Annotated in this window: 19 protein-coding genes; 13 read left to right on the top strand and 6 right to left on the bottom strand. The window is 61.6% G+C overall.

The genetic code is table 11. The annotated features are described in order from the left end of the window. Window positions 1–87 precede the first annotated feature (87 nt). Together DN745_RS15265 and DN745_RS15260 are read left to right on the top strand one after the other, a co-directional pair. A complete protein-coding gene (locus tag DN745_RS15265) occupies window positions 88–1728 on the top strand; it encodes an adenylate/guanylate cyclase domain-containing protein (protein WP_162687709.1) in 1641 nt (546 codons plus the stop codon). 136 nt (window positions 1729–1864) lie between these two features. After that, the gene (locus DN745_RS15260; protein ID WP_111336151.1) at window positions 1865–2902 is read left to right on the top strand and encodes a M42 family metallopeptidase; all 1038 of its coding nucleotides are present in this window, start codon (window positions 1865–1867) and stop codon (window positions 2900–2902) included. Between the two features lie 81 nt (window positions 2903–2983). On the opposite strand, the gene DN745_RS20045 is transcribed toward DN745_RS15260, so the two are convergent. The 3 genes from DN745_RS20045 to DN745_RS15240 form a co-directional block, all read right to left on the bottom strand. Further along, window positions 2984–3319 (bottom strand): hypothetical protein, encoded by a 336-nt coding sequence (locus tag DN745_RS20045; RefSeq protein ID WP_162687353.1) that lies wholly within the window; start codon window positions 3317–3319, stop codon window positions 2984–2986. After that, a complete protein-coding gene (locus DN745_RS20040; RefSeq protein WP_162687708.1) occupies window positions 3277–4797 on the bottom strand; it encodes a hypothetical protein in 1521 nt (506 codons plus the stop codon). The genes DN745_RS20045 and DN745_RS20040 overlap by 43 nt, the downstream gene beginning before the upstream one ends. Before the next feature lie 352 nt (window positions 4798–5149). After that, window positions 5150–5653, bottom strand: a complete 504-nt coding sequence (locus tag DN745_RS15240) for a hypothetical protein (RefSeq protein ID WP_133622161.1) — start codon at window positions 5651–5653, stop codon at window positions 5150–5152. A gap of 176 nt (window positions 5654–5829) precedes the next feature. Between DN745_RS15240 and ychF the strand changes: the two genes are divergently transcribed. From ychF to DN745_RS15220, 4 genes are all read left to right on the top strand, one after another. Continuing rightward, complete coding sequence (ychF, locus tag DN745_RS15235; RefSeq protein WP_111336145.1) at window positions 5830–6924, top strand: redox-regulated ATPase YchF; 1095 nt, start codon at window positions 5830–5832, stop codon at window positions 6922–6924. A gap of 185 nt (window positions 6925–7109) precedes the next feature. Beyond that, window positions 7110–7646, top strand: coding sequence for a hypothetical protein (locus DN745_RS15230; protein WP_111336143.1), 537 nt, complete (start codon window positions 7110–7112; stop codon window positions 7644–7646). 31 nt (window positions 7647–7677) lie between these two features. Then, on the top strand, window positions 7678–9162 hold the full coding sequence (locus DN745_RS15225) for an AAA family ATPase (protein WP_111336142.1): 1485 nt from the start codon (window positions 7678–7680) through the stop codon (window positions 9160–9162). Between the two features lie 81 nt (window positions 9163–9243). Beyond that, on the top strand, window positions 9244–11046 hold the full coding sequence (locus tag DN745_RS15220; RefSeq protein WP_111336140.1) for an ABC transporter ATP-binding protein: 1803 nt from the start codon (window positions 9244–9246) through the stop codon (window positions 11044–11046). Between the two features lie 43 nt (window positions 11047–11089). Here the strand turns inward: DN745_RS15220 and DN745_RS15215 are convergent, their stop codons facing one another. Then, on the bottom strand, window positions 11090–12346 hold the full coding sequence (locus DN745_RS15215) for a hypothetical protein (RefSeq protein WP_111336139.1): 1257 nt from the start codon (window positions 12344–12346) through the stop codon (window positions 11090–11092). A gap of 195 nt (window positions 12347–12541) precedes the next feature. On the opposite strand from DN745_RS15215, the gene DN745_RS15210 reads away from it, so the two are divergent. From DN745_RS15210 to DN745_RS15195, 3 genes are all read left to right on the top strand, one after another. After that, the gene (locus tag DN745_RS15210; protein ID WP_111336137.1) at window positions 12542–13345 is read left to right on the top strand and encodes a phosphatase PAP2 family protein; all 804 of its coding nucleotides are present in this window, start codon (window positions 12542–12544) and stop codon (window positions 13343–13345) included. Between the two features lie 40 nt (window positions 13346–13385). Further along, window positions 13386–14309 carry a phosphatase PAP2 family protein gene (locus DN745_RS15205; protein ID WP_111336136.1) on the top strand — a complete coding sequence of 308 codons (924 nt, stop codon included), beginning with the start codon at window positions 13386–13388 and terminating at the stop codon, window positions 14307–14309. A 213-nt stretch (window positions 14310–14522) separates the two neighbouring features. Then, window positions 14523–15521, top strand: a complete 999-nt coding sequence (locus DN745_RS15195) for a phosphatase PAP2 family protein (protein ID WP_111336133.1) — start codon at window positions 14523–14525, stop codon at window positions 15519–15521. A 12-nt stretch (window positions 15522–15533) separates the two neighbouring features. Here DN745_RS15195 and DN745_RS15190 read toward each other — a convergent pair whose 3' ends face one another. Continuing rightward, entirely contained in the window at window positions 15534–16346 is an 813-nt protein-coding gene (locus tag DN745_RS15190) for a peptidylprolyl isomerase (RefSeq protein WP_204355013.1), read from the bottom strand. 292 nt (window positions 16347–16638) lie between these two features. Here DN745_RS15190 and DN745_RS19395 point away from each other — a divergent pair, with 292 nt between their 5' ends. Continuing rightward, complete coding sequence (locus DN745_RS19395) at window positions 16639–17184, top strand: YciE/YciF ferroxidase family protein (RefSeq protein WP_162687707.1); 546 nt, start codon at window positions 16639–16641, stop codon at window positions 17182–17184. Between the two features lie 22 nt (window positions 17185–17206). On the opposite strand, the gene DN745_RS15180 is transcribed toward DN745_RS19395, so the two are convergent. Continuing rightward, a complete protein-coding gene (locus tag DN745_RS15180) occupies window positions 17207–18574 on the bottom strand; it encodes an ABC1 kinase family protein (RefSeq protein WP_111336131.1) in 1368 nt (455 codons plus the stop codon). A 293-nt stretch (window positions 18575–18867) separates the two neighbouring features. Between DN745_RS15180 and DN745_RS15175 the strand changes: the two genes are divergently transcribed. From DN745_RS15175 to DN745_RS19600, 3 genes are all read left to right on the top strand, one after another. After that, complete coding sequence (locus tag DN745_RS15175; protein ID WP_111336130.1) at window positions 18868–19122, top strand: hypothetical protein; 255 nt, start codon at window positions 18868–18870, stop codon at window positions 19120–19122. 407 nt (window positions 19123–19529) lie between these two features. Continuing rightward, a complete protein-coding gene (locus DN745_RS15170) occupies window positions 19530–19898 on the top strand; it encodes a hypothetical protein (RefSeq protein WP_111336128.1) in 369 nt (122 codons plus the stop codon). An 88-nt stretch (window positions 19899–19986) separates the two neighbouring features. Further along, on the top strand, window positions 19987–20493 hold the full coding sequence (locus DN745_RS19600) for a hypothetical protein (protein WP_204355012.1): 507 nt from the start codon (window positions 19987–19989) through the stop codon (window positions 20491–20493). The last annotated feature ends 25 nt before the right edge of the window (window positions 20494–20518 follow it).

Here is a 20518-nt window from a genome sequence, read left to right as displayed (position 1 = left end):
TCAGGGTGTCGAGTTGTTCTTCACCGAGAACCGTTGTTTTGGGCTTAATCAATGGCGAAATTGTCATATCGGGATGCGCGAGGGGTGTTGCGTGAGCACCGCTTGGCGGCCAGAAATCCGATCGGGCGTCACCCGGACCAAGCGATTCAGATCCTGGACCGGGTGGTCTCCAAGCAACATGCCGTGATCGTGGCGACCCCGGGCGGGGGCTTCGCGCTCATCGACGGGGGCAGTCGAAACGGCAGCTATGTCAACGGCTCGCTGATTCAGGAGCGCCACCAACTTCGCGACGGTGACCGGATTACGCTGGGCTCGACCGAGCTGTTCTTTAAGGCCGATAAGGAGCCCACGACCGACTCGTTTACCCAGGCCCGTGGCGGTCGCGTCACGATTCACGCCGACGCGGTGCAGTCGCATATTCACAATAAATTTGCGCATCAGGGCGACGACCGATTCTTGCCCGAGGCCGCGCTATGCGACGAAAAAACGCTGCGGCGCGACTATGAAAAACTGCGCATCGCCCACGAGTTGAGCCAGTCCATCGGCGTGGAGATGGACCTAGAGGTCTTGCTCCAGAAGATCCTCGACAAGGCCTTTGAGATCTTCCCGGCCGACCGCGGCGTGATTTTGTTGCGCAACGAAGACACCAGCGAGCTGGTGCCCATGGTCGTGAAGTCGCGCCAGGGCGAGGCCGGCGAGGTCGATGATGTGCGCATCAGCCAGACCATCCTCAACGAGGTTTGTGAGGAGAAGCAGGCGGTGCTCTCGAGCGACGCGATGACCGACTCGCGCTTCTCAGGAAGCCACTCGATCATGCTCGGCCAGATTCGAAGCACCATGAGCGTGCCGCTTTTGCACGAGGACACCGTGCTCGGGGTGATTCATCTGGACTCCAAGCTCGCCAGCGGCGCGTTCACCGAGAAGGACCTGCAGATCCTGACCGGCTTCGCCCGCCAGGCGGCGGCGATGGTGCGCCACCACCAGATGCTCAAGAAGATCGAGGCCGACATCGTCGTGCGCGAGAAGATGCGCCGGCTGCTGTCGCCCCAACTCGTCGAGGAGGTCGTCAGCGGGCGCCTGGAGGTCAAGCGCGGCGGGGAGCTTCGCCGCGCGACCGTGCTCTTTGCCGATATCCGCAACTTCACCGCCGCCAGCGAGAAGCTGCCGCCGCGCGAGGTCGTCGACAGCATCAACGAGTATTTCGAGCTGATGGTCGACATCATCTTCGGCGAAGAGGGCACACTGGATAAATTTATCGGCGACGAGATCATGGCCGTGTGGGGCGCGCCGATTGGGCACCCGGACGACACGATTCGCGCGGTGCGCTGCGCGGTCGAGATGCAGCGGGTGATGGGCGAGTATAACGCGCTGCTGGCCGCCAAGGGCGAGCGGGTCTTTGATATCGGCATCGGCCTGAACACCGGCGAGGTCGTGGCGGGGTATATGGGCTCGAGCAAGAGCATGAATTATACCGTGATGGGCGACGTGGTGAACACCGCCGCGCGCTTCTGCTCGGCCGCCGGCCCCGGCGAGATCCTCATCGGCGAGAATACCTACGCCGAGGTTTCCGAGCAGCTGCAGGTCGAAAAATTGCCCCCGACCAAGCTCAAAGGTAAGAGCGAGCATGTCGATATCTTCCGGGTCCTCGCCCTGAAGACCGACGCGGATGCCATGGCCGACGCTGACCACACCGGCGTGCTGCCCCGCAATATTTGGTCCGAGAAATAAGGCAATCGCTCGCCCCACCGGACACCTTTAGACGCGACTTCAGCCAGTGAGCGTCACCTCGTCACCTCGCGTAGATACCTAGTTATTTTTGCGCTGATTTTCCCCACTAAACGACCCATATTTTGGAGTTTTTATCATGGATATGCTCAAGATTCTCTCGGAACTTCCTGGCGCGCCCGGACGCGAAGAAAAAGTGCGCGATTATATTCGCAGCAAGGTCGATGGCCTCGCCGACGAGGTGTCGGTCGACCCGATGGGGAACCTGATTTGCCGGGTCAAGCCGACGATCAAGGGCGACGAGAAGGCCAAAAAAGTGATGCTCGCCTGTCATATGGACGAGATCGCTTTTTATGTGCGCTCGGTGGATGACAACGGTTTTATTCGCCTGCAGCAATTGGGCGGGTTCGACTTCCGAAACCTCTTCGCGCGCCGGGTGCGCATCCAGACCCGCGACGGCGGCGAGATTCTGGGGAACCTGAACCCGAGCGGCAAACCGATTCATATCGCCGACGCCGACGAGCGCAATAAGATCCCGAAGATGCACGAGTTTTTCGTGGACACCGGGCTTCCCAAAGACGAGGTGAAGGCCAAGATTCGCCCGGGTGACCCGGTGACCCTGGTCCAGGAGTTCGTCGAAATGGGCGATATGGTCAGCGGTAAATGCCTGGATAACCGCGTGGCTTGCTGGGTGGGCGTGCGCCTGCTCGAGGCGCTGAGCGAGGCGAAGTCGGCCTACGATATCTACGTCGTCTTCACCGTGCAGGAAGAGATCGGCATCCGCGGCGCGACCACCTCGGCCTACGGCATCTCGCCGGATATCGGCATCGGCGTGGACACCACGCTCGCGGTCGACATCCCCGGCGTCCCCGGCGAGCACCAGATCACGAACCTGGGCGACGGCGTGGCGATTAAGATCATGGACTCCTACGCCATCAGCAATCGCGAGTTGGTCGACGAATTCATCGATCTGGCCGAGGCCAAAAAGATCAACTATCAGATGGAGATCCTGCCGCTGGGCGGCACCGACGCCGCGGCCTTGCAGCGCGCGCGCAGCGGGGCGCGGGCCATCGCGTTGAGCATCCCGACGCGCTATATCCACACGGTGACGGAGACCGTGCACAAAGACGACCTCTACGCCACGGTGGAGCTTTTGCGGGCGTTTTTGGAGCAGTGAGTCTTCAGCGTTGATGCAGTGAGAGCGCAAAAGCCCCGCCCGAAGTCAGACTTCGGGCGGGGCTTCTCGATGCTGCCAGGGTCAATCGGTCAGGCAGCCGACGCTTAGTTTCGACGTGCCTGGGGCGCCGTGGTGATTGCTGATGGAGGGACCATCGCCGCCGGTGCCGCCCAGGCTATTGCGCTGCTTGGCAAAGGTTACCGAGCCTACTTTCCTCAAGAGGTTGTTGCCGAAACAATAGGCGCCGTAGGAGCCGCCGCCGGCGCCTCCGCCACCACCACCACCCGGGCCTCCCATGCCGCCCGGGCCGCCGGCGCCCGAGGTCGGGGCGGCCGGGTTGCTTTGAACGGCGTATCCTTGGCCGTCGCGCGCGGTCACGACCTGCAAATTCGAGCCGCTTCCACCCGGGCCTCCCATGCCGCCCGGGCCGCCGGCGCCGCCGTTGCCGCCCTTGCCGCCAAGTCCCGCAGCAAAGCTGGAGTCCTGAATCTCGATTGTCGATTCGACGAGAAATAGACCGAAGGAGGCGCCGCCGGGCTGGCCTCCCTGACCGCCAATGCCGCCGCAACCCCCGCCGCCGCCGCCTCCACCCGGAGCGCTGGCGATAATATGGCTTGCTTTATCGGCGCCGCCGCCGCCGCCGCCGCCTTGCCCAATTGGGCCCGCTGCCCCCGGCGTACCAACGCCGATCGGGCGCCATAGGCTGGCAGCCGAGAGTTCGCCCGCCGACGCGCCCCCGTGCCGCTGGCGCCCGAGAGAACACGGTCGGCGCCCTCGGAGCCGTTGCCGCCGTTCATATCTATGTAGGTCCCGGGCGTGCCTCCGTTTTCATCGAGCGAACTCAAAAGCAGGGCTCCGTCGCCGCCCGCGGCGGGCAGCACTGTGGACTTTCTCAAATTCTTCGCGCCGCGGCCTCCCTGACCTCCCGTGCCAGATCGGTCCGTGAGGCGGCAGCCTGGCGCGGGTTTGCCGCCGTAGTTCGGCGCGAAATAGTCATAGGTAGGGGAATTGGGGGCGACCAGCCTGGCCTGAACGGTCTGGCCGGGCTCTCCATTGGCACCCTGAGCACCGGAATCCCCGTCTGCGCCATCTCCGCCCGCGCCGCTTACCACCGACACCCCGCGCAGCGTGAGCTCGCTCGTGTTGAGGATATAGGCGCCGTAATTGCTACCCCCGGTCCGTGCGTTCGTGGTGCGCAGGCTGATATTGGCGATGACCGTGGCGGAGTCAATGCCCACGGCCCTCAAGCCAAAGATATGCGGGGAAATTGTCGTTGATGGCACCCCAAATCGCGACGGTTCGTTGGTCGGATACCATTCAAATCCGTCGTCGCCGCGCGAAAATCCGCCGACCACCGAGACGCCGTTTTTGACCACCAACCCTTCCTCATACGTCACGCCGGGCTCTTGGCGAAGAATGATTATTTGGCCTTCCGAGGCTTCCTGGCGGGCCCTTTGATAGGTTTTATAGGGGTGCGTTTGTGTGCCGGCATGGGTGCCATCATCGATGTCTACCGCAGGATCGACAAAGAGAAGTCTCTGGGCGCACTGCGCCTCGTTCACCCCTTCAAGAATAGCGTCCGGGTGCACGCAGACGGCTTCGTCGGACGCCTGGCCGCAGATGATGCGGCCGAGCCCGCACGGGCCACAGGTCGTCGGCGCGCAGGTCTCGCCGGAGTCGCTGTTGGTGTCGGTGTCGCTCGCGTCACCGTCCGCGTCGGGCAATGCCGCGTCGCCCGCGTCGCCCGCGTCGCCCGCGTCGCCCGCGTCGCCCGCGTCGGGAAGATCGGCGTCGGGCTCGCTGGTGTCTGAAAGCTCGGTATCGCCCGCGTCTAGGTTGCCGGCGTCAGATGAAGTCGCGTCGGGGCCGCCTTTATCATCTTCAGCGCCACTCATCGCGTCCAAAATCGCGCAGCCTGAGCTGCCGAGCGAGAAAGAGCAAAATCGTGAGCGCGAGGCGATGAAGATTGTTATTCATGGGGTACTTCCAATCGGTCGAGGACAACAAACCCGCCTAGTGAGTAGCCAAGCTGAGCGCCGGGGTCGCCATGGCGGTGACTGGGGCGTGAGATGATTTTCTCGGGAGTGACTATATATTTCTGAGAGATATAAAACAAATAATCGCGTTGTTTTGCCTGTTTTCTTCTAGTTGATTTGCGCCGAATTAGCGAGTGGGTAGCTGGCATGAAAAAGCCTCGCCCGAAGTCAGACTTCGGGCGAGGCTTCGAGCGGAGCGGCGCCGGTGATCTTATCTAAGATCATCGGGCTCAGGGCTACCCAGGGCGTCCGGGTCCGACAAGACAACCTCATTGGCCAGCGAGTCATCGTCGAGCGTTCCCACGATTTCCTCGTGCAGCTCCGCCAGCGCCTGCTCGCTGTCGAGCTTGTCGAATTCCTCGTCGAGCGCCGCCTTCTCCGGGTCCACCAGGCCGCTCTCTTGCCAGCGGCGCAATAATTCCTCGGCGTATTCCAGCTCGCGCCCGTGGGGGCGGCGGCTCTCGCGCCGAAGGATATCCTTCTCATTGGCGATCATGTCCAGGCGGGTCTGCAGCGCGCGGCGCTCGGCGATCAGCGCCAGCGCGCGCTCGCGCGCCTGCTCGGCGAGCTCGTCTTCGCCGCGCTCGCGGGCCAGTCCGACGCGTTTTTTCCACAGCGCGATGTCCTCCTCGAGCTTCTCGGCCACCTCGAGGTCTTTCTTTTCACACTGAACCAGATACGCCATATGCGCGTGAATCACGGGATCGACAGCCATCTTTATACCGGAGTGAGGGGGATAAAAAACTTATTATAGGACCATGTGGCTTCACATTCGAGGGGAATTCCATTATCCACTGCGGCGTTGACAATCAATCCGGGATTCTCGATTCGCGATGAATCGGGTTGAGCCTGGAACTCCCACAAATTTTGTACTTATCGAGATTTATCCTCATGAGCGTTTCAGCAGGTGTGGTTGGGCTTCCCAACGTTGGAAAATCGACGATCTTCAATGCGTTAACAGAGGCAGGGGCGGAGTCCGCGAACTACCCCTTCTGCACGATCGACCCGAACGTCGGCATCGTCCCGGTTCCCGACCCGCGCATGGACATTATCTGCGAGCATATCACCACGCTCAAGGTGATCCCGACGGTGGTCGAGATCTTGGACATCGCCGGGCTGGTTAAGGGCGCGTCGAAGGGCGAGGGGCTGGGCAATAAATTCCTGGCCAATATCCGTGAGGTCGACGCGATTCTGCACGTCGTGCGCTGCTTTGAGGACTCCGATGTCGTCCACGTCGAGGGAAGCGTGGACCCCGCGCGCGACGTCGACATCATCAACACCGAGCTTATCCTCGCCGATATGACGACGGTGGAGAAGCGTCTGGAGAAGTCGCGCCGGGCCGCGCGCGGCCAGGACAAGGTCGAGGTGGCGCGGGTCAAGGTGCTCGAGCGCATCAGTGAGGCGCTCAACGAAGGCCGCCCCGCGCGCTCGCTTGAGTATAGCGAAGAAGAGGCCAAGCTCGCCCACGACTGCCATTTGCTCACCACCAAGCCGGTGCTCTACGTCGCCAACGTCGCCGAGGATGACCTCGACGGCGAGGCGAAATATGTCCAGACGTTGCGTGACCTGGCCGCCGCCGAGGGCAGCGACGTGGTCGTGGTCTGCGGCTCGATCGAGTCCGAGCTCGCCGAGCTCGACGAGGCCGAGAAGAATGAGATGCTTGAGGGGCTTGGGATCGCCGAGCCGGCGCTCAACGTGCTGATCCGCGCGACCTATTCCTTGCTTGGCCTGCAGAGCTTCTTCACCGCCGGTGAGGTCGAAGTGCGCGCCTGGACCATCCCGGTCGGCGCGACCGCCCCGCAGGCCGCCGGCGCCATCCATACCGATTTTGAGAAGAAGTTCATCCGCGCCGAGGTCTATACCGTTGAGGCGCTCCAGGAGCACGGCAGCGAGGCCAACATCAAGGCCGCCGGTAAACTCCGGGTTGAGGGCAAGGGTTATATCGTCAAGGACGGCGATATTATGCATATCTTGCACGGCGCCTGATCGGCCTTGGAGCCGCCTGAGACCCCGGTTTTGGGCGGCTTCATCGTTAAATCCTATCTGAGAAGTAGACTTTTTGCATCGCGTGTTTAGGTTTGGCACGATGTCGATGGGTTCGTTGGGCTGTTGGGCCAAGAATCCACGACTTGACCGATTCTATTGATGCAGTTCTCAGGAGGAATTAACCTATGACCGAAGAGTCATTTAGCCGCGAAGAAATGATTGAGCCGATTGAGCGTCTTTTTGAGCGCGAGACGGGGCGGGACAACGGCCTCTTTGTCGTGCACAAGAGCGCAGATGCTCAGAAGAGCCCGACGGATGGCACCGTCGACCTGGTCTTCCTCGCCGAAGACCGCACCTCCTTGCACTCGGTGCGCCTGGTCACCGAATTTGACACCTGCTTATTCGACATGGAACGGGGAATCTTGAGCCTGGACGACGTCCAGGCCAACGCGAGCTGGATCGCGCTGCCTTTGGATGAGTTTCGCGCCGGGGATGAGTCCTATAATGGCATCATGGAAGACACCTGCGCCAAGCGAAATATCGGGATCATCGTGGTGCAGCCCAAGGGGCGCGGCATCTCGGCCAAGATATTATTGGATGCGCCGCTGACTTCCGGGGATTATCTGGATAACTATCCGGAATTAAAAAAAAAGTGGCGCGAAGACACCCGTGGGGTGTTAGTGGGTGACGATTATCGGGTCGTGGAGTATTATAACCGCTGAATCGACCCTGATCACCCCGGTTGCTCCGATTATGCACAGTCCTCCTCATGCTCAATTCTTGCGCGAACTCCGCGCGCTGCTTCGCGCCCCCTACGCGCTGATCCATCTGCAAACCTTCGAGGAGGAGCGGGCGCAGGCGATTTTACGGACCCTGGCGGGGGCCGACAATCGCGCGCTGCACACCTGGAGTCCGCTGACCGGCTTTGATGGAAGCCCCAACCCGGGGAGTTTGGCCGATGCGCTCGACGCCGTGAGCAAAGATGCCAACCCGGGCGTTTTCGTCTTCAAAGATGTCCACGCCCTGCTCGACGCGCCCGAGGTGCGCCGTCGGCTGCGCGAGATGGAGGGCCACTGCGCCGCCGCCCGAAAGACCATCGTCTTTCTCGGCCCGCTTAAGATCGAGGCCGCCGAGCTGCAAAAAGACCTCACGCATATCGAGATGCCGCTGCCCGGGCGAGCGGTGATTCGGCGTGATTGCGACAATATCTTTCCGCCCGAGCAATTTCCCCATATCAATCACGAGGCCCTGGTCGACGGCGCCGTCGGGCTCACCGCCCGCCAGGCGTTTCGCGCGTTTCACCGCGTGCGAAGCCAATACGAAGAGGCGCTCCAGCGCAACCAACCTTTCGACCTCGAGACCTCGATTCTGCGCGAAAAGCAGCGCCTGATTGGGGCGAGCGATATCCTCGAATTCTTCCCCTTGGAGCAGGGCTTGGGCGACGTCGGCGGGCTGGACGCGCTCAAGCGCTGGCTGGCCGAGCGAAAGCGCGCCTTCAGCGAGGAGGCCAGCGCCTTCGGGCTGCCGTCGCCCAAGGGGCTGTTGCTTCTGGGCGTGCAGGGCTGCGGCAAGAGCCTGAGCGCCAAGGCCGTGGCGCGCTATTGGGGGCTACCGCTTTTGCGCCTGGACCTGGGCGTCATCTTCGACGGCAAGCGCTCGCCCGAGGACGCGCTTCGCCAGGCGCTGCGCACCGCCGAGGCCGTCGCGCCCTGTGTGTTGTGGATGGACGAGATCGAGAAGGGCTTTGGCGAGGGCGCAGACGCCAGCACCGCGCGGGTGCTCGGCTCGCTTTTGACCTGGCAGCAGGAGAAGACCGCGCCGGTATTTCTCGTCGCCACCGCCAACGATGTCACCGCGCTGCCGCCCGAGATGCTGCGAAAAGGGCGCTTCGACGAGATCTTTTTTGTCGACCTCCCCGACCCCCACGAGCGCGTCGATATCTTCCGCATTCACCTGCATCGGCGCGGCCGTCATTTCGACGACGCCGTTTTGCAGGAGCTCGCCGCGCGCACCGAGCATTTCTCGGGCGCCGAGGTCGAGCAAGTTGTCATCGACGCGATGTACGTCGCCTTCGAGCATCAGCGCGATATCGAGGCCGAAGACCTCGAATTTGCCGCGCGTGAAATTATTCCGCTCTACCGAACGTATGAGGATGAGATTAAGGCCCTGCGCGAGTGGGCCCACGGCCGCGCGCGTGGCGCCTCGCATGAGCGGCGCATCCTCGATTATTTCGACTGATATCTTCTGAAAAACGACAGCGGGCCTCACGGCGCAGCGCATCTTTGCGCCCGCTCCGGGCGGCCCCGCAGGCAGTGCACTATGGCATCCAACCCCGTGATAACCTCGAATAAACGACCGCTCGGTCGTCTTTTCTCCTACGCGCGCACCCAGCGCCGCTTTATTTGGATGGCCATCACGGCCTCGGTCCTCAATAAGATCTTCGACCTCGCCCCGCCGGTGCTCATCGGCGCGGCGATCGACGTGGTGGTCAAGCGCGAGGACTCGATCATCGCGGCGCTCGGCGTCACCGATGTCTTCAGCCAATTGGTGTGGTTGGCCGGCGCGACGCTGCTTATCTGGGGGCTTGAATCCGTCTTCCAATACGCGCAGGCCTGGCTGTGGCGAAACCTCGCCCAGACCATCCAGCACGAACTTCGCCTGGACGCCTACGCGCATATCCAAGACCTCGAGTTGGCCTATTTTCACGAGCAATCCAGCGGCGGGCTGCTGTCGATCCTCAACGACGATATCAATCAGCTTGAGCGTTTCTTGGACGCCGGCGCCGACCAGTTGATCTCGGTGATGACCACCGCGCTGGTGGTCTCGGCGGCGTTCTTTATTTTGGCCCCGGGCGTGGCCTGGATGGCGATGGCGCCCATCCCGTTGATCCTCTGGGGCTCCTTCAAATTCCAGCGTTTGCTCGCCCCGCGCTACGCCCACGTGCGCGAGCAGGTCGGCCTGCTCAACGGGCAGCTCGCCAATAATCTGTCGGGCATCGCGACCATCAAGAGCTTCACCACCGAGGACTACGAGCGCGCGCGCATCGAGCACGTGAGCTCGGATTATCGCGAGGCCAATCGCAAGGCGATCGTGCTGAGTTCGGCGTTCTCTCCGCTGATCCGCATGGTCATCGTGCTGGGGTTCATCGCCACGCTGGTCTACGGCGGCCACCTCGCCCTGGAGGGCGAATTGCCGGTCGGCGTGTATACGGTGCTCGTATTTATGACCCAGCGGCTGCTCTGGCCGCTGACGCGCCTGGGCGAGACCTTCGACCTCTACCAGCGCGCGATGGCCTCGACCAACCGCGTCATGGACCTGCTCGAGACGCCGATTCGCATCGACAATGGCGAGCAATCGCTCGAGCCGGCGCAGGTCGCCGGGGCGGTGCATTTCGACAATATCACCTTCGGATACCCCAACCGCGACCCCATCCTGAAGAATTTCGACCTCAAGATTCCCGCCGGCGCGACCGTGGGCATCGTGGGGGCGACCGGCTCCGGAAAGACCACGCTCATCAATCTTTTGCTGCGCTTTTATGAGCCGCAATCCGGCAAGCTCAGCGTCGACGAGACCGATATCTCGAAGCTTGACCTCACCGATCTTCGCCGCGCCATCGGCCTGGTCAGCCAGCAGGTTTTTCTGTTTCACGGCACCGTGAGCGATAATATCGGCTACGGCACCTTCGATGCCTCCGCCGAGGAGATCGAGCGCGCCGCCACACTCGCCGAGGCCGACGAGTTCATCGCCCAGCTTCCTCAGGGCTACCAGACCATGGTCGGCGAGCGCGGCGAGACCTTGAGCGGTGGCCAGCGCCAACGGCTGTCGATCGCGCGCGCGCTGCTCAAAAACCCGCCCATCCTCATCTTCGACGAGGCGACCTCGGCCGTCGATAACGACACCGAAGCCGCCATCCAGCGCTCGCTAAACCGCGTCACCCGCGACCGCACCACCCTCATCATCGCCCATCGCCTCTCCACGGTGCGAAACGCCGACTTCATCGTCGTCCTGGACAAGGGCGGCATCGCCGAGCAGGGCTCCCACGATGAGTTGATCGCGGCCAACGGCGATTACGCGCGTCTGTGGCGCGTGCAGACCGGCGATATCGGCCATTTGGCGGACTAAAAAGCTCGTTTTCCCCCGCGGGTTCGCGGGGGAGCGCCTCGCATCAGTCCATCGTCTCCCACAAAACCTTCAGGCTGCACCTGTCTTCGTCGTCGCAGGTATAAAACGAGATGACCAGGTCGCCGGAGTGGTCAATCGCGGTCGAGATGCCGTAGGACGGCCCGTTATACACCGTCTCGACCTCCCACACCGGGGTGTTCGGTCGTCGACTCGCCACGCGCAGCTCACGGTTGCCCGGCGGGTTAAACGCCACATACACCGTGCCGTCATTGCCCTCAATGATCGACGACGGCGTCTCGGCCGACAGCGACCCCTCGCCGAAGTCTTTGACCTCCAGGGTCAGGTCATCCATCGACCCGCAGGTCACCAGCAGCGTCTCGACATTGGTGCCGCCCTGATAATTGCCGCTCATGCACAGCCCAAAGTTTTGGGTGATGGCCAGCGAGTGCACGAAGAGGTCGGTATAGGTCTGAAGTTCGGCGGTTTGCGGCCATTGGTCGAGCTCCTGATCGTAGCGATACACGCCGTAGATCCCGGTCTCGCCGCTTAGGTTGACCAGGTAGACATTGTCCTCGTCGGTCTGCAGCCCGTCCTCCATGGCAGCCTGGGAGTCCTGAATCTCCAGCGGGCTCAGCTCTCGCCAGGTCGGCGCGCTCGCGGCGACGTCGAGAGTGAATAGCGAGACCTGAGGCGCGTTGTCGGGGGCGAAGGTGATGAAATAACTGTGGCCATTTTCGGTGACATCAAAGCCGTCATATTCCATCTGATCGCCGCGCGGCACCGGGAAATCATAGCTTTCCCACTGCCCATCACTCGTGCGCGATTTGACCCGGTAGACCGGCTCGAAGCTGTCCGGGTACACCACGATCGGCTCGTCGGCCATGATCACGTTGACCCCGAAGATCCCCTCATGGATGGCGATATCCTCGCCCACCCAGTCCTGGCCAACCCGCTTATGCATCACCCGCAGCATCGGCTCGGAGCAGGACAGATCGCTGCAATAATGATAGCCAAGCCACAGCGTCCCGTCCGGGTCCACGTCCAGGCTCGTGCGGTCGGTGAGCGCGTGGTCGTAGGGGATATCCGGCTCGACCTCTTCGGGCTCCCAGGGCTCGATCGGCTCATCTTTGGCGTCTTGCTCCTCGGCGGTATCGTCTTCGAGGATATCCTCTTCGCCGGCGTCGGCCTCCGGCCACTCGTCGTCGAGGTTCCACTCAGCGTCGTGGTCGCCTTCGCAGGAGCAAGCCGAGAGGGGGCTGAAGAGCAGGGCGGCCAAATAGATAAAATAATATTTTTTCATGGCGATCGTGGCTTGGAAGCGATTGGACCCGCGAGGAGTCGGATTTGGGGCAAATTGGGCGATTGCTGAGGCGTTATCTGGTCTATATCAAAATTTGACGCGCTAAGACATTCTATCTAAATGACCAGACGCTCAGAACGTCGTTTTATTCTGTAGAAGATCATCGCAGCAGTATTTTTACTCGATTGGAATCCTATGAAGAGTCGTACACTAATTGCAGAAGCCGACGCCCGCGCGGGTCTTTTTCAGACCATGCGCAGCCGCTTCGAGACGCGGGTCGTGCTGGGGTTTCTCACCGTCCTGGGGCTTGTCTGGGCTGGGCTTGGCGTCGCCGAGTGGCTCACGCCGGGCTTTGTCGCCGGCATGGACGCGACCATCCTGCGCTCCTTTCGTCAGGGGCCCGAGCTTGAGCATGTGATCGGCCCGGGGGCCGTGGAGCACGCGGTGCTCCAGCTCACGTCGATGGGCGGCTCGTCGGTGGTGACCGTGTGGGTGGGCATGCTGATGGGCTTTTTTCTGCTCACCGACCGCCTGCGCTACACCGTGCGCCTGGGATTTGCGGTCATCGGCGGCGCCGCGCTGGGCTATACCTTCAAATATACGGTGCAGCGCCTTCGCCCCGAGATCGTGCCGCACCTGATGCCCGAGACCTCCTGGAGCTTTCCCAGCGGGCACGCCACGATCACCGCGGTCATCTTCACCACGCTGGCGCTGATGCTCGCCCAGCACTACCGGGGGCGGTTGCAGAAGATCTATATTATGAGCGCGGCGGTCACCATGATCGTGCTCATCGGCTGGACACGCCTGGCCATGGGGGTGCATTATCCCACCGATATTCTCGGCGGTTGGACCCTCGGTTTGAGCTGGGCGCTGGTGACCTGGATGCTCGGTTATTATCTGGATCGCGGGTGGGCGGCACGCTTCGGCATCGCCGGCGCGCCCGAATTTTCGACGCCGCCCACAGGCGATCGCACCGCCGAATCGATGAACGAATCCTGAACTTTTGATGGCTAAATAAATCGCCGCATCGCGGAGCCCCATGCTGATATTCAAACGCCTTTTCGTTATGCTTTTGTTGTGCGCCTTCGGCCTCGCGCTGCTGCCCGGCAGCGCGTTGGCCCAGGACGCGCCGGCCATGCCGCAAGTTCGCACCGCCGAAGACCCGCTCCAGGCGCCGGTCTGGGCCGCTCAGTGGGGCCAGCCGGGGTGGGGCAGCTTCGCGGCGACCAGCCTTCTGCTTGGCGGCGCGCTCGCCATGAATATCGGCTTTGATAATTACGCCGAGCCCCGCTGGAGGGGGCCGATTCTCGCGGACCGCTTCCTGCACGAAAGCCTGCGCGCCTCGACCCCCGAAGGGATGGAGCTGGCCGGGCACATCAGCGATATCCTGCTGGGCTCCCTCATCGCGGCGCCCCTGGTCGTCGAACCCGGTCTTCTCTACCTCAAAGGCGACGACGCCACCGCCGCCGGCCGCCTCGCCCTGGTCAACGCCCAGTCGATGGCGCTGGTGCTCTTCACCACATCCGCGATCAAATACGCGGTCGCCCGCCAGCGCCCGCCCATTGGCGAGTGCTGGGACGACCCGACCTCCGACGAGAGCTGCGCCCGGCGCGAAGCCGTCAGTTTTCCCAGCGGGCATACCTCCATGGCCTTCGTAGGCGCGGGCCTGATCTGCATGAACCACGAGGTCTTCAGCCCGCTGGAGAACGCCTGGGATAACGTCGCCTGCTATACCGCGCTGGGCGCGGCCTTGAGCACCGGCGTGCTGCGCATGGTCGCTCACCAGCACTATTCGACCGATGTCCTCATCGGCGCGGCCCTCGGGCTCGCCGCCGGCTATGTGCTCCCCAAGGTGCTCTATTTTGGGCTCGACGACGGCGACCCCTTCTTCGCCGACGATGACGCCGCCCTCACCCCCACGAGCGCGCCGATTCAGCTGCTATCATTCAGCAGCGTTTGGTGAACTGCGTCGCGTTTGTCGCCCGGCGTTGAGACCTCATCGCGGGGTTGCTGAAATTAAGTATTTGTATAAAGTTGAAATAACTCTTTAATTTCAAGCTGTTAGAGGTTTTGTTCGCCAGCCTGAATCGAGGCCCTGTCTCGAAGAAGATCGTAATCAAAGCCACGAAGAACCCTTCGTTTGCCTCCGTGAAATATCCAAGCAACCAGGAAATATATGCGTAGTACGCAGCGCTTTGGCGCCCTTTTTTCCTTATTTATTTGTCTGCAACTGACACTCCTCCCCGGCCAATTATTCGGTCAAGACCTCGCCAGTGATTCCGAGAGCCTGGCTGCCGACGCGGTTTCATCGGAGGCAAGTATTCCTGCCTCCGAATCCGAAGATGCGCAGATTAGCACGAGGGTTGGCCCCAAAGAGGACACGCTTCCGGTGCCGACCTGGTCCTCCGAATGGGGGCGTCCGGGGCTGTTGGGGCTCGGCGTGACCGGCTTATTGGGCGCCAGCGCGGCGGTGATCAACCTCGCGGTCGACCCGGTCGAGACGCCCAATTGGCGCGGCCCCATCTTGCTGGACGGCTTCGTGCACGAGAGCCTGCGGGCGAGCAGCCCGCAGGGCAGGGACCTGGCAGCGCTCACCAGTGATGTGCTGGTCGGCTCGCTGATCGCGGCGCCGTTGATCATCGAGCCCGCGCTGCTCTGGTATAAAGGCGATGATGCCAGCGTCGCCACGCGCATGACAGCGATCAATATGCAGTCGATGGCGGTGGCGTTCTTTGCCACCACGGCGCTCAAATATACGGTTGGGCGCGCGCGTCCGCCGCTGGATGCGTGTTGGGATAGCCCCGGCGAGGATTGCGAGGACCGCGAAGCGCTGAGTTTCCCCAGCGGTCATACCAGCATGGCGTTTGCGGGCGCGGGGCTGGTTTGCTTGAACCACGAGATGCTCAACCCGCTGGGCGGCGCCTGGGACGACATCGCCTGCTATACCGCGCTGAGCGCGGCCACCGCCACCGGCGTGCTGCGCATGGTCGCCCACAAACATTATATGAGCGATGTGCTCGCCGGCGCGGCGATCGGGGTGCTCTCCGGCTATGTCCTGCCCAAATGGCTATATTTTGGGTTCGACGGCGAGAGCGGACTGCTCGCCAAACACGACGTCATGGTGTCTCCGTCGGTCGGCGAGCTCAATGGGATTCGCGTGAGCTTTACCTGGTAAGAGAGGGGCGGATTACTCGCCTTTCTCTTCGGCCTTCTCATCGCCCAGAATCACCACGTCCTTGATATAATCAAGCTTCGGGAAATTCTGCTGCAGATACGGGTTGCCCTCGGCGGTCAACGCGCCCTGATTCGGGCCGGTGGGCGGGCCACCGCCGTATCCGCCGTAGAGTTTCTCCACGACTTCCATGCCTTCGACGACTTTGCCCACCGGCGCGAAACCCTGCTTATCAAGCGCGACGTTATTGCCGTAGTTGATGAACAGGTGGGTCAGGCGCGAGTTGGGCATATTGGTCTTGGCAAAAGTCACCATGCCGCGGGTATTGGATTGGGTGACCGGGTCATCATTGATCCGCTCATTCTGCCAGGCCGCGCTGACCTTGGGGTTCGCGTGGATGCCAAATTGGGCCATAAAGCCGGGGATGACGCGGAAAAAGCTGATCCCGTCATAATAATCCGCTTTGATGAGCTGGTAGGCGCGGTCGGCGCCCAGCGGGGCCCATTCGCGCTTGAACTCGACGGTGAAGTCGCCCTGTGAGGTGATGAACTTCGCCTGGAAGCTCGCCGGCGCCTCGCCCTTGGTGACCTCGGCCGGGGTCAGCAGCAGCGGGTTGATCTTGTCGTCGCCCATCGTGGGGAGTCCGGCCGTGTCGGCCTCTGCGGGCGCCTCCGCTTTCTCTTCGGCCTTCTCTTCGCTGCCCTTCTCCTCGGTGTCAGCCTTTTGCTCTGCCACACCATTTTCGTCGGGTTTGCTGGCCTTCTTCTCGCAGCCGGTGGCGGCGACAAGCGCGAGCAGCAGCGTCGCGATCAATAATTGGGTCTTCATTGGCTTCCTCATCGGATTAAAAACTCGTGTAGAAAATGTCATTTCAACGCGCAAATTAAAGTGGGCACACAACGTAGCGAACGTCGCGAAAATGTCGATGCCGCGCCCGGATTATAGTGTTTTCGATGCGCGGCACAACTGCCAAGCGCCGGCGGGCGGCTTGGCCTCAGATGGGCCAACCTTGTTCTTCTCCGGGGTGTGTCCAGCATTGGAATCGGTACGCGGGAGCAACCCGCGCGCCGATTTCCGGCATTCACTCATCCGAACCGAACCCCATATTGGAGAAGAGATCATGGCTAAACAGAAGAGTATTCTGATCAAATGGCTGCGCGACGCCCACGCGATGGAAGCATCCGCGGAGTCGATGCTCAATAAACAGGTCTCGCGCGTGAAGGGGTTTCCCCGCCTCAATCAACGCTTCGCCGACCATCTTGAGGAGACCCGGCGCCACCAGAGCAGGCTGGAGCGCTGCATCGACCAGCTCGGCGGCGACACCTCGATGGTCAAGGAGATGGTGGGGAAATTCAGCGGCTCGATGCAGGCCTTCGCCACTAGCGGCTCCGACGATGATGTCGTCAAGGCGGCCATCAGCATCTATCAATACGAATGCCTGGAGGTCGCGACCTACCGCGCGCTGATCGCCGCGGCCGACGCCTACGGGCAGACCGAGATCGCGCTGATCTGCAAGGATATCCTGGCAGAAGAAGAGGAGATGGCCTCCTGGATCCTCGACAATATCTCCGAGATTACGCGCACCTACCTGAGCAAGCAGGGCGTGGGAATCAGCCCCCCGGCGATGCCATCTTCCTCCGACCGCCGCTCGCCGCCGCCGGTCTGACCCGGGCGCGTCGCGGGCGATATCAGGGGTCGGGCGTCAGCAATCCGCGGCGCTCGATCAGGTCGTGGACCATGGTGTAGGCGTTGACCTTGGCGTCCATCTTGCCCAGCAGCCCCTTGATGCCGCTTAAGACGCGCAAATAGGCGATGGCTTCGGGAGGCGGCACGAGCTTCATGAAGCTCGGGTGGCGAAGCATAAAGCGCTTGGTCTCCTTGGCCGGCTCCCAGCCGCCAAATTCAAAGGGCTCATTGCGCATAAAGGGCGCGACGATAAGCTCTTGATATTGCTGCATAAGCTCGGGGTCGATCTTCGAGAGATCGCCGTCCTTGGCCCCGAAGCCCAGCCGCTCATAGGCCGCGATGGTGCGCACCGGGTCGTTTTGCCAGGTCGAGTCCACGACCTCGAGAAAACAGTCGGGGAAGGCCGGGTCGTATTTTTTGACCGACCCGAAATCCAGCATCACCAGCGTGTCGTCTTCTTCGAGCAAAAAGTTGCCCGGGTGCGGGTCGGCGTGCAGCTCGAATAACTCGTGGAACATCCAATAATACGCGGTCATCCACCGCTCCAGGAGCCTCTGGCGGCGCGGCCCGTCCTCGAGGGCTTCGAGCGCGTCGTCCAATTTGGTGCCGTGGACATATTCCATCACCAGCACTTGCTTTCGACACCACTTGGGGTAGGGCTTCGGGGCGCGCAACCCCTGGTGATCCTTGAGGGTTTCGTGGAATCGCCCGAGCGTTTCGGCCTCGATCTCATAATTCGCCTCCTCGAGCAGCATGCGCTCGATCTCGGCGAAGAGCTCGTCGAGGCGCTTGCGGTCGACGAACGCGCGCCCGTAAATAAGCATCGTCTTTAAGCTCTTGAGGTCGCTCTCCAGCGAGTCGGCCACCCCGGGGTATTGCACCTTGACCGCGACCTCTTCGCCGCTCTCGAGCACGGCGCGGTGGACCTGGCCGATGCTGGCCGAGCCGACCGGGTCGGGGTCAAAATAGCTAAAGATGGTCTCAATCGGGCGGTCCAGCGCGCGCTCAATCTGCGCCTTGACCGTCGTATAGGTCATGGGCGTGGCGTCTTTTTGCAGCGAGCTCATGACGTCGGCGAACTCCGGCGGCAGAAGCTCCGGGTCCGCCGACAGCATCTGGCCGACCTTCATCGACGCGCCTTTGAGGTCGCTCAAGACCTCCACGACTCGCCCGGCGTTCTTGATATTCGAGCGCTTCAGGTTGTCCTCGCGCTGCTCCGCATCGCCCGGCAGGATGCTGCCGATCTTTGAGGCCATCGAGGACGCCGCCACGCGCGCGCCCATCGAACCCAGCTTGAACATGCGTTTGATGCGATTTGAGGTGACCGCTTCGCCGGTCTCCCCCGCCAATTTTTCCCAGTCATTACTCATCGTTTTCTCTCCAAGGAACGCGCCGTTTATCGTTGTACTTGCGACGCCTGCCAAGGTCAAAGCAGTGTTTTAGGCTGGACATTCCCCAGAAAAATACCCCCGCGTTCTTATCTTCGCGAAGCGTGCTTAAGTTTCCACCTACTTGGGCTGCCTTTGCGGTGCCCTCGCAGGAGCGTGAGTGCGAAGAGATAGCATCTGGGCCTGACTTTTAGGTCGCATCTCCTCAGGGCACGCGGCGCAAGTTTTTCGACTCACTTCGACGACAACCGGCCACCATGGCGGCGAGGTATACGATGTCTGACTATCAATCCGACCCGTTTCGCGACCTATTTAACGATAAGGAGCTCTCATCACTCTTCGATGACGACGACCTTCGCCCCGGCGAGGGGATTCGCGAGACCGAGGTGCGCACCTGCCCCGGATGCGGCGGCAATGGGCGCTACGTCGGTCTATTTGAGATTGAAGATCCCTGCCAGGAATGCGGGGGCACCGGGACGGTGCGCCGTCGAAAGAGTCGCGACTCTCAGCGCGCGGCCGGGGCGAATTAGGCATCGAATCGCTGCGAATATCTCTTCGCCCCTGCACGCGGCCCACCCACGGGCCTTTCCCCACTGCCTGAGCGGCCCGAATTCCCCCCACTTTGGGACCAACCCGAAATTATTTGAAATAAAACGTCGAAAATTCCGTTATTTGTGTAGAAATCCGCTAGGGGTGTTTGACTACGGGTTCCGCGTGCTTTATTTCTGCCTTAAGTTGGTTGTCGTCAAACAACCTCAGGGTAGGACTTGTACTCAGACTCTTCAGTCTACACCCCGTTTTCGCCCCCCAAATGACCAATAATATTGGTGGGCCAGCACTGAGCCAGGACCGGTTTTTCGGCGAGGCCAACTTTCTATTAACGAGCGCCTTTCTCTGGAGAGAGGGGCCAATATTGAACTGATTAGGAGTAGTAAAAATGGCGAACGATCTTAAAGGTACTCTGAACAAACTCGCTCAAGCAGATGGTTTTATCGCGGCGTCGTTGGTCGATATCGAGAGCGGCATGACGCTCGGCTCGATCGGCGGGGGCGAGAAGTTCGACGTTGAGGTCGCCGGCGCGACCAATTCGACCGTTGTTAAGGCGAAGCTTCGCGCGGCAGAAGCCCTGGGGCTCGACGACAAGATCGAGGATATTTTGATCTCGCTGACCTCTCAATATCACCTGATTCGCCTCTTGCCTGATCGCCCCAATATCTTCGTCTATATGGCGTTGAATCGTCAGCAATCGAACCTCGCGATGGCCCGCCTGCTGGTGACCGACGCGACCAACGGCCTCAAACTCTAAGGCCTCGCGCACCGTGCGCCCCGCGCTATTCTGCTCGGGGTGCTCGTCTCGCCCTAATATCCCACCTCTACGTCTTCGAGTTTTCCCCATGCCGAAAAATCTAGAATCCCTGTCGCGGGTCGATGGCTTCATCGCGGCCTCCTTCGTCGAGCTCTTCACCGGTATCACCGTGGACGCAATTCAGGGCGACCCGGCTTTTGATGTCGAAGTCGCCGGCGCCATCAACACAAGTGTGGTGCAGGCGAAGCTGAGCGCCCTCGAAGCGCTTAAACTTGAGGACGAAATCGAAGAGATTCTGGTGAGCCTGGGCACCCAATACCACCTAATGCGGATGCTGCCCGGGCGCTCGGGGGTGTTCCTATATTTGGTCGTGGATCGCGCCGTGGCCAATTTGTCGCTGGCCCGGATCGCGATGGCCGGGGTGGGAGCAGAGCTTGAGCCAAAGGCCGCCGCGACGACAGCCACGCCCGCCGCTACGCCGCTGCGCGCCGCGCCCAGCTACCCTCGCGCGTATCTTAAGCAGGGCGACGACACGACGAAGCATCGAAAAAAGCCCGAAGATTCGACCTCGCGGGCGTTTCCCCGAGGTGTCTAAAGCCCACGCGTGGCCGCTTGCCCGC

This window comes from Bradymonas sediminis, assembly GCF_003258315.1.
GTDB classification, from domain to species: domain Bacteria; phylum Myxococcota_A; class Bradymonadia; order Bradymonadales; family Bradymonadaceae; genus Bradymonas; species Bradymonas sediminis.
Note: the sequence above shows the minus strand (reverse complement) of the source record. Positions and strands in the feature narration are given on the sequence as shown.

Bases quoted from the DNA above. Each gene is read 5' to 3' on its own strand.
- DN745_RS15210 (WP_111336137.1), top strand. From the start codon at position 12,542: ATGAAGAGTCGTACACTAATTGCAGAAGCCGACGCCCGCGCGGGTCTT.
- DN745_RS20040 (WP_162687708.1), bottom strand. From the start codon at position 4,797: ATGAGTGGCGCTGAAGATGATAAAGGCGGCCCCGACGCGACTTCATCT.
- DN745_RS15230 (WP_111336143.1), top strand. From the start codon at position 7,110: ATGACCGAAGAGTCATTTAGCCGCGAAGAAATGATTGAGCCGATTGAG.
- DN745_RS20045 (WP_162687353.1), bottom strand. From the start codon at position 3,319: ATGGGAGGCCCGGGTGGAAGCGGCTCGAATTTGCAGGTCGTGACCGCG.
- DN745_RS19600 (WP_204355012.1), top strand. From the start codon at position 19,987: ATGCCGAAAAATCTAGAATCCCTGTCGCGGGTCGATGGCTTCATCGCG.
- DN745_RS15225 (WP_111336142.1), top strand. From the start codon at position 7,678: ATGCACAGTCCTCCTCATGCTCAATTCTTGCGCGAACTCCGCGCGCTG.
- DN745_RS15170 (WP_111336128.1), top strand. From the start codon at position 19,530: ATGGCGAACGATCTTAAAGGTACTCTGAACAAACTCGCTCAAGCAGAT.
- DN745_RS15175 (WP_111336130.1), top strand. From the start codon at position 18,868: ATGTCTGACTATCAATCCGACCCGTTTCGCGACCTATTTAACGATAAG.
- ychF (WP_111336145.1), top strand. From the start codon at position 5,830: ATGAGCGTTTCAGCAGGTGTGGTTGGGCTTCCCAACGTTGGAAAATCG.
- DN745_RS15180 (WP_111336131.1), bottom strand. From the start codon at position 18,574: ATGAGTAATGACTGGGAAAAATTGGCGGGGGAGACCGGCGAAGCGGTC.
- DN745_RS15190 (WP_204355013.1), bottom strand. From the start codon at position 16,346: ATGAAGACCCAATTATTGATCGCGACGCTGCTGCTCGCGCTTGTCGCC.
- DN745_RS15215 (WP_111336139.1), bottom strand. From the start codon at position 12,346: ATGAAAAAATATTATTTTATCTATTTGGCCGCCCTGCTCTTCAGCCCC.
- DN745_RS15260 (WP_111336151.1), top strand. From the start codon at position 1,865: ATGGATATGCTCAAGATTCTCTCGGAACTTCCTGGCGCGCCCGGACGC.
- DN745_RS19395 (WP_162687707.1), top strand. From the start codon at position 16,639: ATGGCTAAACAGAAGAGTATTCTGATCAAATGGCTGCGCGACGCCCAC.
- DN745_RS15205 (WP_111336136.1), top strand. From the start codon at position 13,386: ATGCTGATATTCAAACGCCTTTTCGTTATGCTTTTGTTGTGCGCCTTC.
- DN745_RS15240 (WP_133622161.1), bottom strand. From the start codon at position 5,653: ATGGCTGTCGATCCCGTGATTCACGCGCATATGGCGTATCTGGTTCAG.
- DN745_RS15220 (WP_111336140.1), top strand. From the start codon at position 9,244: ATGGCATCCAACCCCGTGATAACCTCGAATAAACGACCGCTCGGTCGT.
- DN745_RS15195 (WP_111336133.1), top strand. From the start codon at position 14,523: ATGCGTAGTACGCAGCGCTTTGGCGCCCTTTTTTCCTTATTTATTTGT.